This is a genomic window from Candidatus Thiodictyon syntrophicum (genome assembly GCF_002813775.1).
Classification (GTDB): Bacteria; Pseudomonadota; Gammaproteobacteria; order Chromatiales; family Chromatiaceae; genus Thiodictyon; species Thiodictyon syntrophicum.
This window is the reverse complement of the sequence record NZ_CP020370.1, coordinates 1,870,313-1,892,468: the sequence shown is the minus strand read 5'-3', so window position 1 is coordinate 1,892,468 and position 22,156 is coordinate 1,870,313. Positions and strand designations below refer to the sequence as shown.

The 22,156-nt window shown below is 65.6% G+C and carries 7 protein-coding genes, 1 tRNA gene and 2 CRISPR repeat arrays (1 of these 10 only partly in view); of the genes, 3 read left to right on the top strand and 5 right to left on the bottom strand.

Going from position 1 to position 22,156, the window contains the following annotated elements; translation table 11 throughout:
* Window positions 1–8,823: a CRISPR direct-repeat array (repeat unit 36 nt; unit sequence GTTTCCGCGGCGAATTCGCCGCGGCCTCATTGAAGC) (it extends 1,857 nt beyond the left edge of the window).
* A 69-nt stretch (window positions 8,824–8,892) separates the two neighbouring features.
* Window positions 8,893–10,608 carry a hypothetical protein gene (locus THSYN_RS08110; RefSeq protein ID WP_100918684.1) on the bottom strand — a complete coding sequence of 572 codons (1,716 nt, stop codon included), beginning with the start codon at window positions 10,606–10,608 and terminating at the stop codon, window positions 8,893–8,895.
* 221 nt (window positions 10,609–10,829) lie between these two features.
* Window positions 10,830–13,338: direct repeats of the CRISPR family, unit length 36 nt; unit sequence GTTTCCGCGGCGAATTCGCCGCGGCCTCATTGAAGC.
* Between the two features lie 309 nt (window positions 13,339–13,647).
* On the opposite strand from THSYN_RS08110, the gene tnpC reads away from it, so the two are divergent.
* The 3 genes from tnpC to THSYN_RS08095 all read left to right on the top strand — a co-directional run bounded on the left by tnpC (window position 13,648) and on the right by THSYN_RS08095 (window position 19,153).
* Complete coding sequence (gene tnpC, locus THSYN_RS08105) at window positions 13,648–15,234, top strand: IS66 family transposase (RefSeq protein WP_100918359.1); 1,587 nt, start codon at window positions 13,648–13,650, stop codon at window positions 15,232–15,234.
* A 277-nt stretch (window positions 15,235–15,511) separates the two neighbouring features.
* The gene (locus THSYN_RS08100; RefSeq protein ID WP_100918683.1) at window positions 15,512–15,949 is read left to right on the top strand and encodes a Fic family protein; all 438 of its coding nucleotides are present in this window, start codon (window positions 15,512–15,514) and stop codon (window positions 15,947–15,949) included.
* Between the two features lie 102 nt (window positions 15,950–16,051).
* Window positions 16,052–19,153: a type I restriction endonuclease subunit R gene (locus tag THSYN_RS08095; RefSeq protein WP_100918682.1), complete on the top strand. Its 3,102-nt coding sequence runs from the start codon at window positions 16,052–16,054 to the stop codon at window positions 19,151–19,153.
* A gap of 32 nt (window positions 19,154–19,185) precedes the next feature.
* Here the strand turns inward: THSYN_RS08095 and THSYN_RS08090 are convergent, their stop codons facing one another.
* The 4 genes from THSYN_RS08090 to THSYN_RS08075 form a co-directional block, all read right to left on the bottom strand.
* Window positions 19,186–19,392, bottom strand: a complete 207-nt coding sequence (locus tag THSYN_RS08090; RefSeq protein ID WP_100918681.1) for a hypothetical protein — start codon at window positions 19,390–19,392, stop codon at window positions 19,186–19,188.
* 191 nt (window positions 19,393–19,583) lie between these two features.
* Window positions 19,584–19,660, bottom strand: a tRNA-Met gene (locus THSYN_RS08085).
* A 74-nt stretch (window positions 19,661–19,734) separates the two neighbouring features.
* Window positions 19,735–21,330, bottom strand: coding sequence for a c-type cytochrome (locus tag THSYN_RS08080; RefSeq protein WP_236848824.1), 1,596 nt, complete (start codon window positions 21,328–21,330; stop codon window positions 19,735–19,737).
* On the bottom strand, window positions 21,323–22,126 hold the full coding sequence (locus THSYN_RS08075; protein WP_100918680.1) for a M48 family metallopeptidase: 804 nt from the start codon (window positions 22,124–22,126) through the stop codon (window positions 21,323–21,325). The genes THSYN_RS08080 and THSYN_RS08075 overlap by 8 nt, the downstream gene beginning before the upstream one ends.
* Between the last annotated feature and the right edge of the window lie 30 nt (window positions 22,127–22,156).

The window sequence follows — 22,156 nt, the reverse complement described above, 5'->3', positions numbered from 1 at the left end:
CAACCGCTTCAGCCCTGACACGAGAAACAAAAGGCTGTTTCCGCGGCGAATTCGCCGCGGCCTCATTGAAGCATAATTAACTCCTAAATCATTAAAATTAACAAAAAAAGTTTCCGCGGCGAATTCGCCGCGGCCTCATTGAAGCGAGGCGTCCGGCCGGGCGGCAGGGTCCGCGACCTGGTGGTTTCCGCGGCGAATTCGCCGCGGCCTCATTGAAGCCTCTATCCTGTCGCACACATCATCGCTATTCCACCACGTTTCCGCGGCGAATTCGCCGCGGCCTCATTGAAGCAGCGCGCCGTTGTACCTGTATTCCTCGATGTCATCTGGTTTCCGCGGCGAATTCGCCGCGGCCTCATTGAAGCCTCGCGGTCCTGGGGATCTCCTGCAATGCCTCGGGGGTGTTTCCGCGGCGAATTCGCCGCGGCCTCATTGAAGCTGTGTTGGGTGATCTTGGACAGGTGCGGCAAGCCCTGTTTCCGCGGCGAATTCGCCGCGGCCTCATTGAAGCGATTGCGTCAAAGTCTGCATCGGCCCTTTCGTGCTGGGGTTTCCGCGGCGAATTCGCCGCGGCCTCATTGAAGCATGCTGCGCGCTCCAGCGTCCGACGCCCCGGGGCTGGGTTTCCGCGGCGAATTCGCCGCGGCCTCATTGAAGCCTCGCCGTCGCAGGTACTTCTACCGTCTCGACCTCAAGTTTCCGCGGCGAATTCGCCGCGGCCTCATTGAAGCGCCGCGGCCGCGGCCCAAGCCGGCCTGCTCGACCTGGTTTCCGCGGCGAATTCGCCGCGGCCTCATTGAAGCCATTTACAGCCCCAGCCCTCGCCGCCCGGGTGCGCGGGTTTCCGCGGCGAATTCGCCGCGGCCTCATTGAAGCAACCACTGCGTGATGCCCTTTATTTGCGGGCTCAGCGTTTCCGCGGCGAATTCGCCGCGGCCTCATTGAAGCTCGGGAAATCGGACGGTCTGCGCCCCAATGGTCACTGTTTCCGCGGCGAATTCGCCGCGGCCTCATTGAAGCAAGTTGGCAAGCCGTTGCGCCGCGCGCTGTTCCGCTGGTTTCCGCGGCGAATTCGCCGCGGCCTCATTGAAGCACCGGCGCCCCCCAGTGGCGCGCGCGCCCCGCAATCGAGGTTTCCGCGGCGAATTCGCCGCGGCCTCATTGAAGCAACCCATCGATCAAGGCCCCGCCCCATGCCGTCCACTCGTTTCCGCGGCGAATTCGCCGCGGCCTCATTGAAGCTCCGCGTACACCTTCGCCCAGGACGTCGCAGTCGCCAGTTTCCGCGGCGAATTCGCCGCGGCCTCATTGAAGCGCGGATTCGCGTTGCGACTTGGCCGAGCGCAGGTGCCGTTTCCGCGGCGAATTCGCCGCGGCCTCATTGAAGCCCGAGCCGTGTGCAGAATAGACGGCTCAGAAGTCCGTGTTTCCGCGGCGAATTCGCCGCGGCCTCATTGAAGCGTCGGCATCGTGGGTCTCCGTGGTCTTGGTCAGGGGCGTTTCCGCGGCGAATTCGCCGCGGCCTCATTGAAGCGTGTCGGTCATGTGCTCGCTCTATAGATTTGGGGTGGTTTCCGCGGCGAATTCGCCGCGGCCTCATTGAAGCGGAGATGTCGTCGAGGGGTAGCTCGGTCTGCTCCCCGTTTCCGCGGCGAATTCGCCGCGGCCTCATTGAAGCACGGACCCCAACGCCCCCACCGTCCCGCTGAGCGTCAAGTTTCCGCGGCGAATTCGCCGCGGCCTCATTGAAGCTCATCGAGCCCCGCCCCGGCGGGGGCGCTGGGCTCCGGTTTCCGCGGCGAATTCGCCGCGGCCTCATTGAAGCGATGACCTCTACAAGGTCCTCGATATGACCCCTGACCGTTTCCGCGGCGAATTCGCCGCGGCCTCATTGAAGCTCGCTATTTGCTCAACCTTGTTTCCACCCTGAATTGTTTCCGCGGCGAATTCGCCGCGGCCTCATTGAAGCTCGAAGCTCTCGTCGCCGCTGTCCCAGACCATTTGGAGTTTCCGCGGCGAATTCGCCGCGGCCTCATTGAAGCCTTCCCGCTGGCTTCGTCGAAGACTGGGGTTACCTGGTTTCCGCGGCGAATTCGCCGCGGCCTCATTGAAGCGGGGGGGGCACTGATGGCGCGCTATGCGGGGCTCGGGGGTTTCCGCGGCGAATTCGCCGCGGCCTCATTGAAGCAGCGATACCGGATGGGAGCCCGCCCATGTCTACGAGGTTTCCGCGGCGAATTCGCCGCGGCCTCATTGAAGCCATTTCGGCGCGCGCATTTCGCGTGCGCCATGACGCCGTTTCCGCGGCGAATTCGCCGCGGCCTCATTGAAGCCCGCGGTGTCGGGGGCGCTATCACGCGCCTTGACGACGTTTCCGCGGCGAATTCGCCGCGGCCTCATTGAAGCCTGACGGGTTCCTCTATCAGTTCCACACGGTTCCAGCGCGTTTCCGCGGCGAATTCGCCGCGGCCTCATTGAAGCAACGAATAGCCCTTGACTTGGCCCGAATAGAGCCCAGTTTCCGCGGCGAATTCGCCGCGGCCTCATTGAAGCGAGGGGTTGGACATGGAGGACGCGACGCTGCTCGCCGGTTTCCGCGGCGAATTCGCCGCGGCCTCATTGAAGCCCTCTCGGGCTCTGGCGTCGGGTCCTGGGAGGTGGCAGGTTTCCGCGGCGAATTCGCCGCGGCCTCATTGAAGCGCCAGCAGCGGCAGGATCGGCTCCGCGTCGTCGCGCTGTTTCCGCGGCGAATTCGCCGCGGCCTCATTGAAGCCCGGGTCACTGTGCGAGGCCGCGGCGTGCCGCGAGGTGTTTCCGCGGCGAATTCGCCGCGGCCTCATTGAAGCCCGCGGAAAGGCAGCCTGTGCGTAGCCTGTGCGCCGCGTTTCCGCGGCGAATTCGCCGCGGCCTCATTGAAGCGGTGGTGGGGTTAGCCCCGGGTGGATTTGGCGCCGTTGTTTCCGCGGCGAATTCGCCGCGGCCTCATTGAAGCAGCTTGTCATTGACCTGCTTGAGTTCGTCCGCATCGGTCTTGTTTCCGCGGCGAATTCGCCGCGGCCTCATTGAAGCGGCCCAGGAATACAGGTTGATGCGGATGTCCCTCGGAGTTTCCGCGGCGAATTCGCCGCGGCCTCATTGAAGCACGTGCAAGGCGGGCCGCGGGTGTGGGCGTCGGGGATGGTTTCCGCGGCGAATTCGCCGCGGCCTCATTGAAGCTGGACCCGCGGCGACTATGTACCCCCGCCGCCCCTGCGGTTTCCGCGGCGAATTCGCCGCGGCCTCATTGAAGCTTCGCCGTCAAAGCGTCCGGTGCCGGGCGCGTCGTCGTTTCCGCGGCAAATTCGCCGCGGCCTCATTGAAGCGACCCGGCGGACCTGGGCAAGCCGGTGACGGTGTACAGGTTTCCGCGGCGAATTCGCCGCGGCCTCATTGAAGCGTGCCCCCCGAGGTAACAGGTTCATCCGGCCCCACTGTTTCCGCGGCGAATTCGCCGCGGCCTCATTGAAGCGCCAGCACCCCAGCGAGCCCACCGAACCGACCGCGGGTTTCCGCGGCGAATTCGCCGCGGCCTCATTGAAGCCGGGGTCGGTCGTGAAGGGTCCGTTTGCGGCCGGAAGCGTTTCCGCGGCGAATTCGCCGCGGCCTCATTGAAGCTGCGCTGTTATCGTGTTGCCATACGCGCATTGCCGCTGTTTCCGCGGCGAATTCGCCGCGGCCTCATTGAAGCACGATGGCGGGCGGCGTGACGCGATCCTCTATGCGGTGTTTCCGCGGCGAATTCGCCGCGGCCTCATTGAAGCAGGTGCGAAGCCTCAGCCTGTGTGGCGCCAAATGACTGTTTCCGCGGCGAATTCGCCGCGGCCTCATTGAAGCGGGAACAACCAGGGTGCTCGCGATGCCCCGGCCTGGACGTTTCCGCGGCGAATTCGCCGCGGCCTCATTGAAGCTAACCATACCCGTTGGGTCAATCTCTTTTTCATACCGTTTCCGCGGCGAATTCGCCGCGGCCTCATTGAAGCTGTCCCCTCAGCAACATGATGTCCTCCGGTTGCTCGTGTTTCCGCGGCGAATTCGCCGCGGCCTCATTGAAGCTGCGCATAGCGGTTGACGCTGTCGACCGCCGGGCGGTCGTTTCCGCGGCGAATTCGCCGCGGCCTCATTGAAGCCATCGAGGACGTCCAGCGCCTGCGCGCCCGCCCCGGCGTTTCCGCGGCGAATTCGCCGCGGCCTCATTGAAGCGGGCCGCGGCGCGGTCGCGCCTTCGGCCCCCGCTGTGGTTTCCGCGGCGAATTCGCCGCGGCCTCATTGAAGCCTTTGGGGTCCACTACTCGAACCAGCTTTCGAGTTCGTTTCCGCGGCGAATTCGCCGCGGCCTCATTGAAGCCAACCAACCTCCATCCGTAGTATCATCCAATTGCTTGGTTTCCGCGGCGAATTCGCCGCGGCCTCATTGAAGCCCTTCTTGGGCCATGTGTTCCAACAGCGACACCCGCGTTTCCGCGGCGAATTCGCCGCGGCCTCATTGAAGCCAGCGGGCCTTGTAGCTGCCGGTCCGTGGGGCGGGCGTTTCCGCGGCGAATTCGCCGCGGCCTCATTGAAGCCCGCTCACCCCGGCCGAGCACCAGCAGATTCGGGATCGTTTCCGCGGCGAATTCGCCGCGGCCTCATTGAAGCTACGTCCTGTGTCATTGATGTACCTGTGTAGTTGCGTAGTTTCCGCGGCGAATTCGCCGCGGCCTCATTGAAGCCTGGCGCGCTATCTGATCAAGTCCAAACCCGTCGGGGTGTTTCCGCGGCGAATTCACCGCGGCCTCATTGAAGCGTCGGTGCCCTCGGCATCGGCCCAGACGTACATGTAGGTTTCCGCGGCGAATTCGCCGCGGCCTCATTGAAGCGATCGTGCGCCCGTCGAGGTAAGCTCTCTCCGCGGGTTTCCGCGGCGAATTCGCCGCGGCCTCATTGAAGCGTCTGTCATGGGGTGGGGTCCTCGCTGGTGATGGGGCGTTTCCGCGGCGAATTCGCCGCGGCCTCATTGAAGCAAGACCTCACAGAGGTTGCCCGGCCGGCTTGGGTCGTTTCCGCGGCGAATTCGCCGCGGCCTCATTGAAGCTTCAGCACGGCGTCGTTGACGATCGACGACGTGCTGAGGTTTCCGCGGCGAATTCGCCGCGGCCTCATTGAAGCCCCCGGCCTGCTGCAGGAGGGTGTCGGGGTCCGGCATCGTTTCCGCGGCGAATTCGCCGCGGCCTCATTGAAGCGCCGGCCAGGTCGGCCGGGGCCGCTGGCGCCAGCAGGTTTCCGCGGCGAATTCGCCGCGGCCTCATTGAAGCGCCCGAATAGAGCCCATGGTCGAGCGCCAGGTAACAGGTTTCCGCGGCGAATTCGCCGCGGCCTCATTGAAGCTTTCGGAGCATGGGCATTTCGAGGACTGGCGCGGGGTTTCCGCGGCGAATTCGCCGCGGCCTCATTGAAGCCCCGGCCTCTATGTAGGCCTTGGCGATGATCAGCACGTTTCCGCGGCGAATTCGCCGCGGCCTCATTGAAGCCATCGTCCAAAGCGGGCGGCGCGGCGCATGTTCACGTTTCCGCGGCGAATTCGCCGCGGCCTCATTGAAGCGATAACCCCGTGTTCGCGGCGGCCGCCCGTTGAACAGTTTCCGCGGCGAATTCGCCGCGGCCTCATTGAAGCTCGATCGGCCGGAGCGCTTCGGCCAACTGGCTGAGCGGTTTCCGCGGCGAATTCGCCGCGGCCTCATTGAAGCTACCGCAGTGAGTTCCAGCAGTCTGCAGAGCCCGCGGTTTCCGCGGCGAATTCGCCGCGGCCTCATTGAAGCTCGTCCCGGCGCAGCAGTGATTCGGTGAGCGTCTCCAGTTTCCGCGGCGAATTCGCCGCGGCCTCATTGAAGCAAGCGCGAGATTAGTCACAACAATCCGCGCCTGCCGCGTTTCCGCGGCGAATTCGCCGCGGCCTCATTGAAGCTGCTCGTGTGGTCGTTGAGTATTCCGCGCTTTCTGAGGTTTCCGCGGCGAATTCGCCGCGGCCTCATTGAAGCAACGACGAACCAACCGGGCAAACCTTCACACGACAAGGTTTCCGCGGCGAATTCGCCGCGGCCTCATTGAAGCACCGCTCTTGCGCGACCGCCGGAACGCGCGGTCGGGTTTCCGCGGCGAATTCGCCGCGGCCTCATTGAAGCTCATGAGCCTGATGCAGTGGGGTCAAGACATCTCCGCCGGTTTCCGCGGCGAATTCGCCGCGGCCTCATTGAAGCATCGATACCGACCCACAACGCACCGCGAGTCACTTTATGTTTCCGCGGCGAATTCGCCGCGGCCTCATTGAAGCCGCCCGTTGAACGCCCGGTAAATGCTCAGGTCGCGCAGGTTTCCGCGGCGAATTCGCCGCGGCCTCATTGAAGCAGCAGCAGCTTGGCGAGGCCGTCGACCGGGCGGGTGGTTTCCGCGGCGAATTCGCCGCGGCCTCATTGAAGCTCCGGTCGGGTCGTCGCTCGCGTCCACTCGCGCGGCTCGGTTTCCGCGGCGAATTCGCCGCGGCCTCATTGAAGCACCGACAACGGCCGCCCGCTCGGTGAGGGTGGCGATCGTTTCCGCGGCGAATTCGCCGCGGCCTCATTGAAGCCCGGTAGCAGCCGGCGATGGTGTCCAGCGTCGCCTGCGGTTTCCGCGGCGAATTCGCCGCGGCCTCATTGAAGCGGTCAAACGCGAAGACGTGTTCTATACCGAGGTCGCTGTTTCCGCGGCGAATTCGCCGCGGCCTCATTGAAGCTCCAGGGCTGCCAGGAGATCCTCGACGGTGTATTCCGGTTTCCGCGGCGAATTCGCCGCGGCCTCATTGAAGCACGAACCAGGTGGTCGCCGTCGTCTTGCCGTAGCCGGTGTTTCCGCGGCGAATTCGCCGCGGCCTCATTGAAGCCCCGGCCGCCAGGCCGGCGAGGATCGCGGCCTTTCGCGTTTCCGCGGCGAATTCGCCGCGGCCTCATTGAAGCCGCGCCCGGAGCGGCGACCGGCGCCGCCCCCAGCGTCGTTTCCGCGGCGAATTCGCCGCGGCCTCATTGAAGCTGGCCCCAGGGAATTTGTGCAACGAGCTGTTGCACAAAGGTTTCCGCGGCGAATTCGCCGCGGCCTCATTGAAGCGTCGGGGGTCCCGGGTGCGTGCGAGTGTCCGTCGGGTGTTTCCGCGGCGAATTCGCCGCGGCCTCATTGAAGCCGCGGCTTGGCGCGAAGTAGCCCGCCGCAGTGCCCACGTTTCCGCGGCGAATTCGCCGCGGCCTCATTGAAGCAAGAATTAAAGGCTGATTCGACTTCAACTATTTGGTCGTTTCCGCGGCGAATTCGCCGCGGCCTCATTGAAGCGCGATGCCGTCGCTCAAGGCGGTCAGGTCGCCCCACGTTTCCGCGGCGAATTCGCCGCGGCCTCATTGAAGCACCTTCGGCTCGATGACACGCCGGGGCATGGCGCTGGGTTTCCGCGGCGAATTCGCCGCGGCCTCATTGAAGCATGTCCGATGCGGACCGGGCGGCGCACGCCGCGGGCGTTTCCGCGGCGAATTCGCCGCGGCCTCATTGAAGCAGGGGCTATGCGGGGCTGGCGGCCCTGTGTGAGGCGCGTTTCCGCGGCGAATTCGCCGCGGCCTCATTGAAGCCAGCATCCGGATGCCGTCTTGCATCTGGCGCTTCTCGGGTTTCCGCGGCGAATTCGCCGCGGCCTCATTGAAGCCAGACGGCGCCCGCGACCCAGGCGGTCGAGCCCTCCGGTTTCCGCGGCGAATTCGCCGCGGCCTCATTGAAGCGTGATGGTGCCGGTCAGCGAGTCCCAGATGCTCTTGTTTCCGCGGCGAATTCGCCGCGGCCTCATTGAAGCGCACCGGCGAAAGGGATGATGGTGCCGGCGGGCAGGTTTCCGCGGCGAATTCGCCGCGGCCTCATTGAAGCGATGTCGTCCAGGGCGAGCGGTCACGGCGGGAGCAAGTTTCCGCGGCGAATTCGCCGCGGCCTCATTGAAGCGTCCGGTGCTGGCCTGGTAGTGGTGTCCAGATGTCCGGGTTTCCGCGGCGAATTCGCCGCGGCCTCATTGAAGCCTCGCACCGACCCCACAGGTCTGTGCGTACCGGCTCGTTTCCGCGGCGAATTCGCCGCGGCCTCATTGAAGCGCCAGGGCCAAGGGCGATGCCACCGGCAACGGCGCCGTTTCCGCGGCGAATTCGCCGCGGCCTCATTGAAGCATGCGGCCCACCGGGGCGGCGGCCCATCCCACTGCAGTTTCCGCGGCGAATTCGCCGCGGCCTCATTGAAGCCCGGCGCAATCGACCAGACACCGCAACCGGGCGATGCGGTTTCCGCGGCGAATTCGCCGCGGCCTCATTGAAGCGAGGCGATGCAGGACACCCTGCAGCCCTGCATCATGTTTCCGCGGCGAATTCGCCGCGGCCTCATTGAAGCCGGACACAGAAGGATCTGAAACCGACAGAAAACGACGTTTCCGCGGCGAATTCGCCGCGGCCTCATTGAAGCGCGGAATTGGAGATGGGGCACCTGGGGATGCTTGGCATGTTTCCGCGGCGAATTCGCCGCGGCCTCATTGAAGCTGACCCTCTCAAATCAACGGCGGTGGGCGTGATGCGCGTTTCCGCGGCGAATTCGCCGCGGCCTCATTGAAGCCGGTTATCGTTGGTGCGCGGCTTTTGAAGTTCGGCTGTTTCCGCGGCGAATTCGCCGCGGCCTCATTGAAGCTTTACGTTCTCTCAGGCGTTTGCGGCGTGGTTGGTTGTTTCCGCGGCGAATTCGCCGCGGCCTCATTGAAGCTCCGCGTCATCGCCCACGATGACCTCCCGCGTAGGGTGTTCAATATCGGACCTATTTCACAAATTATCTTCATACAGTTTTAGTGTTTGATAACGAATCAATGAGAGCATGCCGACGCCGGGCCAGCATCGACGCACCGATATGCGCTTGCGCCCAGTGCTCGACATCAATCGTACGCACCGATTCCATCGCCTCCCGAATCAACGGAGTCGCCAGGTCGGCGATGAAGGCAGGAATCGCAAGCAGCAGCTTGCCGATCTCCTTGAGTGGCCCCCTGGCGGTGAAGCATTTGTATTTCCCGAAGACCGATTCGATGATATCGGAGGATGCCAGCCAGACATTATCAGTCGGGATCTTGGCGGCTTCCACTGCCACCTTCGCGAGCATCTGTTGGGTAAAGGCCGCCGTGCGTGGGGTGAGCGTTGACTGCGGTGGCAGCGTGGCCTGGAGTGATTCCTGGGAGCCCCGCTGGAGGCCCTTGGATTTGAGGTGCGACTGAATCAGCTTGGATTGCGCCATCATTTGCGCGTAATCCACCAGGTCATCCCGGTAGGACAGTAGCCAGGCAAAGCCGTCAAGGAAGCGGCTGTACCCAGCGTCCGCTTGCTGCCAGAACACATCGTCGAGCGTATCACTCTCGAGGTCTGAGTGTGTCTGCAGTGCCTGGCAAAAAGCCGCCCGGTCGGGATAGCGAATGCCGACGATGGCCCGCAATGGGTGCGCCCGGGCGGCGCCGAACCGCGCGCACAGGTGCTCCCATGCCGGCCACTTCAGGACGTATTGCGCGCGGATCGCGCTGAAGTCGCCGCGATCATGGTAGGCGAGGAGCCGTTGTGCCCACCGCACCTGGACATCCAGATTCATGAAACGCGCCTTGAGGCGCTGCCGAGGCGGCAGCAAGAAGGCCAGATCGGTCTGCTGCAAGGCTGACCAGGCGTTGCGACAGTGCGCCAGCAAGGACTCCCAGCGCGCGTCCCGGCCCATCTCGGCCTTGAGCAGCGTCGCGATCAGATGAGAAATATCATAAGTATAGACGCAGGCAGTGGCGTGCTCCTGAAACAAGGCGATGCCCTTGCGCAGGTCGCTGCCGTGGTCGGCAACGATCTGGACCGGGGGACCGGTGCGTTGCGCAACGCGCCTGAGCACGTTCGCGACCCACGCCCCCGTGCTGTGTGTGGTGATCTCCACGGCCAGCACCTGCATGGCGCCGTGACCCGGACTGTAACCGCTCCGAGCCAGTGCATTCACCGGAATACCCAGGATTACCAGGCACTTGGATGCCCCCAAGGCGATGGTATGATCAGCGACGTAGATCCAATCCGTGCGCCATTCCGGTTGGCGATTGAGGATCGCGAGACCGCAGCGATAGATCCAGTTCAGCACCGTGGTGTGGGCTGGCGCCGCCACCGGGAATGTCGCGCCGAACAGATTCAAGACCCGCGCCACGCCGCGACTGCCAAGCCCCGCGTGCAGATACAGCCGCATGGTCAACTGCATGACCATGACCGAATAGTGATGGCCGACCGGCGGGGACAGCGCAAGCTGTGGTGGCTCATCCACTGGTTCGTCAGCCGCCGGCGCCGCGGCCTCTTCGGCGCCCGTTCGCCCACGCTCCGCCTTTAGCGCACGCGCCTTCCACTGCGCGCGGCTGTGCTCCAGATCCCGAATCTTGACCTCCGCGGCCCGCAGGCGCTGCTGCCGCTCCAACGCTTTCGCCTTCCAGGCATCACGTGACCGCTGGAACAGGTTGGCCAGACGGCTCACTGGGCTCTTGAATGCGTTCATCACGTCGTGCGCGCTCCGGCAAGGCGGTCAGATCACCGCGCCAGTAGGCTGGCCAACCGTTCGCCGTTTGTCAAGGGCTGGGCATGAGCTAGTGTCGCACCGTCATCGTACCCACCCGAGCACAGAACCGACAGCCGGGCCTTCCCGGCAACACGCTTCTTGCATGGGCTTTTCAGCGCCTTTTTGGGTCAGATTGAACATCCTACCTCCCGCGAGATCGCGTTTCCGCGGCGAATTCGCCGCGGCCTCATTGAAGCAGCGAGGGGCAGTTCTGGTATCTGGTCTCGCGCAATGTTTCCGCGGCGAATTCGCCGCGGCCTCATTGAAGCTCGGCGAGTTGGCACAGGCGGTCATAGCTCTTGCCCAGTTTCCGCGGCGAATTCGCCGCGGCCTCATTGAAGCCGGTTAGTATGTTGCTGGATCTGGTGGATACCGGGCGGTTTCCGCGGCGAATTCGCCGCGGCCTCATTGAAGCCCCGCCTGCTCGCCGTGGATGCTCGCCAGCGCGTCATAGGTTTCCGCGGCGAATTCGCCGCGGCCTCATTGAAGCCACGGCGCACGCGGTCTGCGCGCCGCCGACCGCCTCGAGTTTCCGCGGCGAATTCGCCGCGGCCTCATTGAAGCGGCCGGCTTGCCCGCCATATGCTTATCGCTGACGGATGTTTCCGCGGCGAATTCGCCGCGGCCTCATTGAAGCCCTGGAAGCCGAAGGAGAAATCCTTCGCCTCGAAGGGTTTCCGCGGCGAATTCGCCGCGGCCTCATTGAAGCCCGACTGGGCCCAATGGGGCCTGGCCGGCGCCGTCGGGTTTCCGCGGCGAATTCGCCGCGGCCTCATTGAAGCGAGCCCGCGGCCGTGGCCGTGGCATCGGTAGGTCCTGGGTTTCCGCGGCGAATTCGCCGCGGCCTCATTGAAGCGTTCCCGCTCGATCCCGGCCCGCGGGTGTGGTCGGCGTTTCCGCGGCGAATTCGCCGCGGCCTCATTGAAGCGTCGGCGCGCCTGACTGGCCACTGGCAGCCGCACTGGGTTTCCGCGGCGAATTCGCCGCGGCCTCATTGAAGCATAATGATCGGCGCGGGAGAACTGCTATCGCCGCGCCGTTTCCGCGGCGAATTCGCCGCGGCCTCATTGAAGCCTTGGGGGTGGCGTTGTGCTGATCAAAATCTTCGGGTTTCCGCGGCGAATTCGCCGCGGCCTCATTGAAGCAGCAACCGCGCCAGCCCGGGATACTGCCAGGACGGCGGTTTCCGCGGCGAATTCGCCGCGGCCTCATTGAAGCTTCGGCGTCGGTGAGGGCCATAAGACCTCCTAGGAGGTTTCCGCGGCGAATTCGCCGCGGCCTCATTGAAGCGTTTCGGCATCGACCGATGATGACGCGGAGGGCACCGTTTCCGCGGCGAATTCGCCGCGGCCTCATTGAAGCGGTGCTGAGGCGGTCGCGCTGGCTGGTGGGGGTGTCGTTTCCGCGGCGAATTCGCCGCGGCCTCATTGAAGCCCCACCGACATCGTCTTCTGCCACTTGGCCGCGAGCGGTTTCCGCGGCGAATTCGCCGCGGCCTCATTGAAGCTTCCCCTGACAGATAGTAGGCGGCCGTGCGCTCGACGGTTTCCGCGGCGAATTCGCCGCGGCCTCATTGAAGCTTCGGCAGCGCAGACACGAAGGTCACCCGCCCGCGATGTTTCCGCGGCGAATTCGCCGCGGCCTCATTGAAGCTCTTGTAGCATCAACACCATCGCAATCTCTCCGAGGTTTCCGCGGCGAATTCGCCGCGGCCTCATTGAAGCCAACACATCGTCATGGCGGATCAGGACCGTGGTGCGGTTTCCGCGGCGAATTCGCCGCGGCCTCATTGAAGCGGCGCGGCTGGCTGTTATGTTGCCTACAACGATGCGGTTTCCGCGGCGAATTCGCCGCGGCCTCATTGAAGCTGGGTCCCCTACGATTCCACCCCGACCCTCTACGACGTTTCCGCGGCGAATTCGCCGCGGCCTCATTGAAGCGCCGGGGGCGATCCGGTCAGCAGGTCCAGCGCCTGGGTTTCCGCGGCGAATTCGCCGCGGCCTCATTGAAGCTTGGGAACCGCTGTCGTGGTTCGTGGATCGTCTCAAGGTTTCCGCGGCGAATTCGCCGCGGCCTCATTGAAGCGCTGCCACTCGCGGCGGCGAGCAGTTCGAGCGACATGGTTTCCGCGGCGAATTCGCCGCGGCCTCATTGAAGCTATGGCGATCCGCCTGAGGGCCTGCCGCGGTGTCTCGCGTTTCCGCGGCGAATTCGCCGCGGCCTCATTGAAGCGAGTGGCGCCCCGGGCTTCAGAGCGCGGCGGAGCGTGTTTCCGCGGCGAATTCGCCGCGGCCTCATTGAAGCCGGGGCACAGACCATGGGCGGACGCGGGGCAGCGAGTGGTTTCCGCGGCGAATTCGCCGCGGCCTCATTGAAGCCCGTCCGCCCATCCGGGTATACCTGCGACCGCACCGGTTTCCGCGGCGAATTCGCCGCGGCCTCATTGAAGCCGAGTTCGGCGCGGGGTTTCGCTTTCGGTTTCTTGGTGTTTCCGCGGCGAATTCGCCGCGGCCTCATTGAAGCCGGCCATTGCGAGCAATTGGAACGCGATCAATGGAAGTTTCCGCGGCGAATTCGCCGCGGCCTCATTGAAGCCTGACGATGATGACGACCGCCGAGGACTCTACTGATGCCGTTTCCGCGGCGAATTCGCCGCGGCCTCATTGAAGCGCCGCCTACGGATCGCCGGGACCGAGGTGGCGAGTAACCGTTTAGCCCCCCCTGTTCTTAGCCCCCTCGCGGACGGCGTGACGTAGTTTCGGCCAGCCACGCCCGGTCCGCACAGCGGACCCTACGGGGAGGCTGCGCGCCCGTAGGGTCCGCTGTGCGGACCAGCGACCGCGCGGCCAGCGGGATGGCCGGGAGTCGGATGAATGCCTCGCCGACGATCATAAGCCTACGCGACAAAGCTCGACGGTCCTGGCAAACTATGGCCCAAGCTTCTATACGAGAGTGCGCCAGCGCCGCCACGCCCCCGCCATGCACCTGAGCGATCACGACCTCAGACAATTCGACGACGCCTACCTGCAGACGCTCACGTCGGCGCAGGCGCGGGTGCTGTTGGGCAAGGCGCTGGCGGACCTGAAGGCGGCGCGCGAGCGGCTGGGGCAGAACCCCTCCAACAGTTCGCGGCCACCGAGCACGCGGCTGCCGTGGGAGGGCACGGGCGGTCAGGACACGCCCGCTGGCCAGCCCGACGTCCCCGCGGGGTCGCAGGACGGGGCCGCTGCGGCAGACACCCCCGGCGACGCTGAGCCGGCGGGGCCGGCGGCGCCCCGGCCGCGCCGTCAGGGCTCGCACCGGACGGTCACCGGCCAGCCCCCCGGTCGGCGCCCGGGCAGCCCGGGGCACAGCCGCACCCAGCACCTGCCGGTGGACGCCGAGCAGCCTCACCGGCCAACCTGCTGTGCGGGGTGCGGCCAGGCGTTGACGGATGCTCATGTGGCGCGGGCACACAACGCCCGCTACGAAATCGAGCTGATCCAGCCCGGTGCCGGCGCGACCGGACTGCTCCTGCGCCAGACCAAGCACATCTATTTTGAATGCTGCTGCGATTGCGGCCACTGGACGCAGGCGCAGCCGGGGCGCGCGGCGGGCGAGGTCGAGTGGACGGTGGCCCTGACCGAGTGGCATTTGGCCGGACCGTTGCTAGTGTCCTTCATCTGCGCCTTGAGCCAGCGCATGCGGTTGTCGCGGGCGCGGGTCCGTGAGTTTCTGTCCGATTGGCTGGGTCTGGAGTTGTCGAGCGCGACCATCAACCAGTGCCTTCACGAAGCCGGACGGGCGGTGGCCCCGGTGGTCGAGGCGGAACTCTACGCGGCGGTGCGCAATGTCGAACTGCGCTATGCCGATGAAACCAGTTGGAAGGAGCATGGTCGGCTGCGGTGGCTGTGGGTGTTCACCTGTGCCACCGCCACGCTGTTCGTCGTTGGCAAGCGCTCGGTGGAGGTCGTGCGCCAGGTGCTCGGCGAGACCTTCAACGGCTGGTTGATGAGCGACGGCTTCTGGGCCTATCGCGACCTGGACCAACGGCTGCGCTGCCTGGCCCACCTGATCCGCAAGGCCCAGGCGCTGGAAGATGGCTTGGAACCGGCGGCCCAGCGCTTTGGCAGCGAGATCCTGACGGTCATCGCGACGGTGATGGCCGCCGTTTACGACGCCCGCGGCGCCCCGCCCCCCGTCGGGGTGTTGCGCGCACGGCATGCGCGGATGCTCAACGCCCTGCTCGACGAGTGCCTGCGTCAGGTCGATGCGCCGCATGAGAAGATGCGCGCGCTGGCGCGCGAGTTGTTCAACGACTGGGACACCTTCTGGGTGGTACTCGACCATCCGGAGTTGCCGTTGACCAACAACGAAGCCGAGCGCGCCCTGCGCCACTGGGTCATCGCCCGCCGCATCGGCATGGGGACCCGCACCGCGCAGGGCACCCGCGCCTTCGCCCACCTGGCCAGCGTCATCGAGACCTGTCGCAAACGCGCCGTCTCGCCCTGGCCGTATCTGGCCGAGGTAGTCCGCCAGCGCCGCCAAGGGCTTCAGGCCCCGCCGTTGCCCTTACCTGCCATCTGACCGATCGCCGCGACCGGCCGTGATCATAATTGCGGCCCGGCCGCGGCTGGCACGCGTCGCAGCCGGGGTCGCTCCTACGGCGTCGGAGCGGTTCCCGGCCGCGACGGGCCGCCGCAAGGGCTGATGGCCGGATTTATGATCAAGGCCGCCGCGACCCGCCGGGACTCCTTGGCACCCAGCACCCAGGGGGGGCTAAACGGTTACGGACGGCAACGGGCGTATCGGACGGCTGCTGATCCCGCTGTTTCTGACTCAGTGCGGTGTGCTGAGCCAGCCGATGTTCTATCTGTCGGCCTATCTCGAGTCCCACCGTGAGACCTACTACGCGCGGCTGCGGGCGATCTCCCGCGACGGCGACTGGTCGGGCTGGGTCGGTTTCTTCCTGGAGGCCGTGACGGCCCAGGCCCGCGAGAATGCGGCAAAGGTTCAGGACATACTGCGCCTGTACGAGGACATGAAGGCCCGGATCGTCGGGATCACACACTCCCAGTATGCGATCCACGCCCTGGACGCGATCTTTGCGCGGCCGATCTTCCTGAGCAGCGATTTTTGCGAACGCTCCGGCATCCCCACTCGCACGACGGCCCTGGGACTGCTGCGGCAGTTACAGCAGGCCGGCATTCTTCGAGTGCTCCAGCCGGGTAGCGGCCGGCGCGCAGCGCGGCTGTGCTTTGCGGATCTCATGAACCTGGCGGAGGGGCGAAAGGTAGTGTAAAGCCTACGGGACACAAGCGCCTTTGTGTAAAGCAAATCGACTTTTGCTTGACACAAACTCGCTAGCGTTGAGCAGACGGGACACAAGCCCGGGAGACGGACGATGAAAATCCACACCGAAGACGCCTTCGAGCGCCTGATCGTCGAGCACCTGGTACTGCACGGCGGCTACGAGCCCCGCGACCGGACGGCGTTCGACCCGGACGAGGCCCTGGCCATCCACGCGGGCTTCGACGCGCAGCGGGCGCTGATCCCGGCGGATGTGCTCGCCTTCGTCGCGGACACCCAGCCCAAGCCTTGGGCCAGGCTCCAGGCGATCCACGGCGCCTCGCTTGCGGACATCTTCATAGAAGCCCTTTGCAAGGCCCTGGACAGCTTCGGCCTGCTGTCGGTGCTGCGCCGGGGCTTCAAGTTCCATGGCCAGAAGATCCTCCTGGCGTACTTCAAACCCGGCAACAACCTGAATCCAGAGGTCTGGGACCTGTACGACCAGAACCGCCTGCGCGTGTTGCGCCAACTGCGCTACGACCCCAAGACCGACGACGAACTGGACCTGGCGCTGTTCGTCAACGGCCTGCCTATCGCCACCGGCGAGTTGAAGAACGCGATGACCGGCCAGCAGGCGACGGCGGCCAAGCAGCAGTACCGGCAGGACCGCGACCCCCATGCACCCCTGTTCCGCTTCAAGGCCCGCGCCTTGGTTCACTTCGCCCTGGATGCGGACGAGGTCTGGATGACCACCCGCCTGAATGGGTCCTCCACCCGCTTTCTGCCCTTCAATCGCGGACATGACGGCGGCGCCGGCAACCCGCCGGTGGAGGGCAGGCACCGCAGTTGCTATCTGTGGGAGGAAGTCTGGCAGCGCGACAACCTGTTGGATCTGGTAGGGCGGTTCCTGCATTTGCAGACCGAGGAGGAGAAGGACGCCGACACCGATCAGGTAACGGTCAAGGAGACGATGGTCTTCCCGCGCTATCACCAATGGGATTGCGTGCGGCGTCTGGTGGCGGCGGCCAGGGAGACGGGCGCCGGCACGAACTTCCTGTCCCAGCACTCGGCGGGCTCGGGCAAGTCCAACACCATCGCCTGGGTCGCCCACCGGCTGGCCTCGCTGCACGACGACCAGGATCGCAAGGTCTATGACGCGGTCGTGGTGCTGACCGACCGCAAGGTGCTCGACCAGCAGTTGCAGAATACCGTCTATCAATTCGAGCACAAGAGCGGTGTCGTGGAGAAGATCGACACCGACTCCGCCCAACTTGCCCGGGCCCTGAGCGCCGGGGTGCCGATCATTATCTCCACCATCCACAAGTTCGGCTTCATTCAGGACAAGATTCAGGCCCTGCCGGACCGGCGCTATGCCATCATCGTCGATGAGGCCCATTCATCGCAGACCGGCGACATGGCGGTCACCCTCAAGGAATTGCTGTCCGACAGCGCGCTCGCCGCCAGGCTCGCGGCTGAAGGTGAGGACCTGTCGGCGCCGGATCAGCTCGCGCTGCGCGCGGCCCTGTTCCGTGGGCCTCAGCCCAACATGAGCTTCTTCGCCTTCACGGCGACGCCCAAGCACAAGACCCTGGAACTGTTCGGACATCGGGGGCCGGACGGCCGGCCCGCGCCCTTTCACCTCTATTCCATGCGCCAGGCCATCGAGGAGGGTTTCATCCTCGACGTGCTCAAGGGCTACATGACCTACCAGCGCTTCTTCCAACTCGCCAAGAAGGTCGCGGGCGACCCGGTGTTGGACAAGAAGAAGGCCGCGGTGGCACTGGCCCGCTTCGTCAGCCTGCACCCGACCAATATCGCGCAGAAGACACAGATCATCCTGGAGCATTTTCGCGCCTGCGTGATGCACCAGCTCCAGGGCCGCGCCAAGGCGATGCTGGTGACCAGTTCGCGGCTGATGGCGGTGAAGTACAAGCAGTCCTGCGACGCCTACCTGATCGACAAAGGCAAGGACCCGGGCTATAGCGCTATTCGCTGTCTGGTGGCCTTCTCCGGCGAGGTTCAGGACGACCAGGTGAGGGGTGTCACCTATACCGAGCCGCAGATGAACCGCGGCAGCGACGGCAAGTCCATCAAGGAGACCGAACTGCCCGCCCGCTTCGCCTCCAGTGTCTATCAGGTGCTCATCGTCGCCAACAAGTACCAGACCGGCTTCGACCAACCGCTCCTGTGCGCGATGTATGTGGACAAGCGCCTGGACGGTATCCAGGCGGTGCAGACACTCTCACGGCTCAACCGCACCTGTCCGGGCAAGGAGGCGACCTTCGTACTCGACTTCGTCAACGAGCGCGATGCGATCCTGGCCAGCTTCCAGGACTATTACGAGACGACGACGACCCTGGATGAGGTCGACCCGCAGCGCCTGTACGAATTGCAGCACGCAGTGGGGGAGTTCCAACTCTACACGCCCTCGGAGCTGGACGGCTTCGCGGCCGTGCTCTTCAAATTCAAGGGCGACCGGAAGCTCACCGACAATGCCAGGCTCAACGCCTGGTTAGACCCGGCCGTGGATCGCTTCAAGGCGCTGAAAAGAGACGATAAGGATGCTGAAGGCACGCAGCGCCAAGAGGCCTTCCGCGCCAAGCTCAACGCCTTCAAGAACCTCTATGCCTTTCTCGGTCAGATCGTGCCCTTTGCGGACCCGGACCTGGAGAAGCTCTACACCTTCGGCCGCCTGCTGCTGCGCAAGCTGCCGCCGCCCGCCGGCGGTGCGCCGGTGGACTTGGGCGACGATGTGGTGCTGGCCTCCTACAAGCTGAAGCTGGACGCCGAGGGCGAACTGACCCTGAAGGCCGGCGGCTCCGGCGAGTTGCCGGGCCCCGAATACACCGGGACCGGCACCGCGAAGCCGCCGCAGGAGCGGCTCTCCACCATCATCGAGGTCATCAATACGCGCTTCGGCACCGACTTCGATGCCCAAGACCTGGTGGATGGTGTGACTGCGCAACTGGTAGCCAATGCCGAACTCCAACAGGCCGCCCGCGTCAATGACAAGGGCAACTTCGGGGTCCCGTTCCGCGAGGCCCTGGACGATGCGCTGGTGACCCGCCACGAGAAACACGGCGATTTCATCAACACGCTCTTCCAGGACGAGGCCCTGGGTGCCTTCTTCCGGAACTGGATGCTGGATCAGGTCTATGGGCGGTTGCGCGGCGGCAGTGACGAGTGCCCGGTACCGCGCGGCCCAGAACCGGACTGACGATTGTGTTTGACGTGATCTTGACTCGTTGCTCAGCCCCAAGCGCCGTTGATGTGCTCCATGCGCTTGATGAACCATTGGCCGGCTTCACGGTCGGTGTCGGCCAGGGCACCATCCAAGGTCTGCTCGATGCCGGACAGGCGAAGCTCGACGCGCCCCATGCGCTCCTTGATATCGGAGAGCTCCCCCCGGATCGCGCGCAGTTGCTCCAAAACGAGATTTTCAATCTCTGCGGTCATAACCTGTTTACCCCTTGCTGTTGTGCGCTGCCGCCCATGCCGCTGACGGGGCCGACGAACGGTCACCCCCAGGCATTTCTGCCCCACCCGCTGCGCGCGCATTGCCGAAACTGACCTGGACCAGCGCTTGCCTGAACGCCGGGCAAAGAAAAAGGGCTTACCGGAATCGCCGATAAGCCCTTACTTCTGATTGGTAGCGGGGGCAGGATTTGAACCTACGACCTTCGGGTTATGAGCCCGACGAGCTGCCAGACTGCTCCACCCCGCATCTGATTTAACAAGTATACAGACCACTGCCTGTCGGCGCAAGCACTATTTGGGCCGATCAGAAGAACAGCGGTTCTAGAGGGTCTTGAGGTACTCGATCAGGGCACGCCGCTCGGCCGCCGACAGCCGGTCACCGAAGCGGTGGCCGCCGTTGCCGTAACCCTTGCCAGTGGTGTCGTAGAGGCGGTTGCGCTCGTCCCAGCTCATGGCGGCGGACTTGCCCGCGGGCAGGGTCTCGTAGGCCCAACCGAGCGCGTCGCGGTCATAGACGGGCTGCCCGTCCGCGCTGCGGCGCAGGCGCCACCAGGTCGGTCGCGCCGCCGGCTCCAGCAGCGCGGCCAGGGTCGGCACGGCGTCGTTGTGCAGGTAGGGGGCGCTCGCCCAGACCCCGTCCAGGGGCGGAGCCAGATAGCCCATGGCCGGGGTGATCTGCGACAGTTCGCCATAGAAGGACTGCGCAAACCAGGCGCGGAAGCGGTCCTGATCGCTGTAGCCGGCGCGCGCCAGTGCCGGGTCAGTCCCCACCTCGCTCAGGGCCAGGACCCGGTTGGGGTAGCGCCAGTCCTCGCCGTAGGTGCCGTGGCAACCTTTGCAGTGGGACCCAAAGAGCGCCTCGCCGCGCGCCGCCTGGGCCTGGTCGATGGCGTAGGGGTACTTGGGCGGCGCCAGGGTGGCCAGGTAGGCGCGCACATCGACGAACCAGGCGTCGAGCGCCTGGGCCTGGGCGATCGTGTCGGTACAGGTGGCAGCGGCGATCAGCAGGTGGCGGGCCTGATCGCCGCGCCCCTGGGCGCTGTAGAACAGGGCGTGCTTCTTGCGCAGGTTCCACCAGGGCGGCACGGCCACCGGCAGGGGCCGCTGCGGCGGGGGCTCCAGGAGCGGCCGGGCGGACCAGGCGAGCGTCTTGGGATCGCGATGGGCCATCAGGGCCAGGGTCAGGTTGCCGGCACTGTTCACGCCGAGGGTATCGGTCATCATGTAACTGGAGAGCACCGCGACCCGGTCCGCCCAACGCTGCCACTGTGCCCGCTCGGCCGGCGCCGTCACCCGGGCGCCGGTGGAGACGACCGCGAGCAGTGGGTCTTGGGTCATGTCCAGGAAGGCGTTTCCCAGACCCAAGATGAGTTGGCCATCGAGGATCGCGGCGTGGCAGGCGAGACAATTGGTGGTGACCAGTTCCACCCCGGAGTCCGTCTGGTAGGCGGTCAGCGGGTAGGGTAGCCGCGCGTTGCGCCCGGTGCGCCCCGGGAACTGGGGCCCCGCGTCCGGCCCCGCCTTGCCCCCGGACGGCGCCGCCGCCGCGGCATAGGCGCGGTAGGGCAGGCCGCAGGTGTCTGACGCGCGGTTGAGCAGCGCGTCATAACCGCGGCCGGGATCGCCGGGGCGCTGGGAATAGGCGGGGACCCTACCCGGCTGCGCCTTGGCGGTGCGCCGGTCGGCGTCCGCGCCCCCCTGGTCGCCGGGCCCGCACCCGGCCAGGAGCGGCAAGACGAGGACCACCAGACGCCATTGCCCGGACCAGCGGCGTCGGGTGCTCCAGCCGCACCTTGAGAAGCCGCGGTTGAGTACTGCGGCCAGGGTCCCGGTCGGCGCCATGGTGCGCACGGCGCACCCTACGGGCGCGGCCTGGTCAGTGGTCCGAGCGGCGGCCGGACACCGCTTCTCAGCCACGCCCCCCCGCCCGCTGATACTCGGCCATGGCCTGGGGAAGGAATTTCTGCAGCTCGGCGATGCGGGTTTCGTCCAGCGGATGGGTGCTCAGGAATTCGGGCACCTGGCCGCCGCGACCGGCGTTATAGGACTGGAAGCGTCGCCAGAAGGCGATCGCCTCCCGCGGGTCATAGCCGGCGCGCGCCATATAGAGGAGCCCGATGCGGTCCGCCTCCGCCTCCTGGAGGCGCGAGTAGGGCATCAGCACCCCATACTGGGTGCCCATTCCATAGGCCTGCGTCGCCAGACTGCGCGTCGCGCCGCCGTAGCCGGAGGCCTCCAGGGCCACGGACAGAATGACCCCGCCCACCTGCGCGGCGATTCCCTGGGACATCCGCTCCGCCCCGTGGCGGGCACTGACATGGGCGATCTCGTGAGCGACCACGGCGGCGAGCCCCGCCTCGTCCTTGGTGATGGGCAGGATGCCGGTATTGACCCCGACCTTGCCCCCGGGCAGGGCGAAGGCGTTGGGCTCCGGGTCCGCGAAGAGGACGAACTCCCAGCGGGCATCGGGCAACCCCGCCACCCGCGCGATGCGCCCGCCAACCGTCTGAAGCTGCTGGTTCGCGGCCCGATCGCCGGCCCTGGGCGTCTGCTGCTTCTTCCGCTCGAAGGCGCTGAAACCCATTTGGGCCTCTTGGCCGGCATCAACCAACAACAACTGGCTGCGCCCGGTCTCAGGGGCCGTGGCGCAGGCCGCAAGGGCGCACATCGCCAGCAGCAGAGCGGCGCCGCGCAAAGGGTTGGACATGGACATGGCGCTAACTCCAAGGGCCAGGGGGGTACC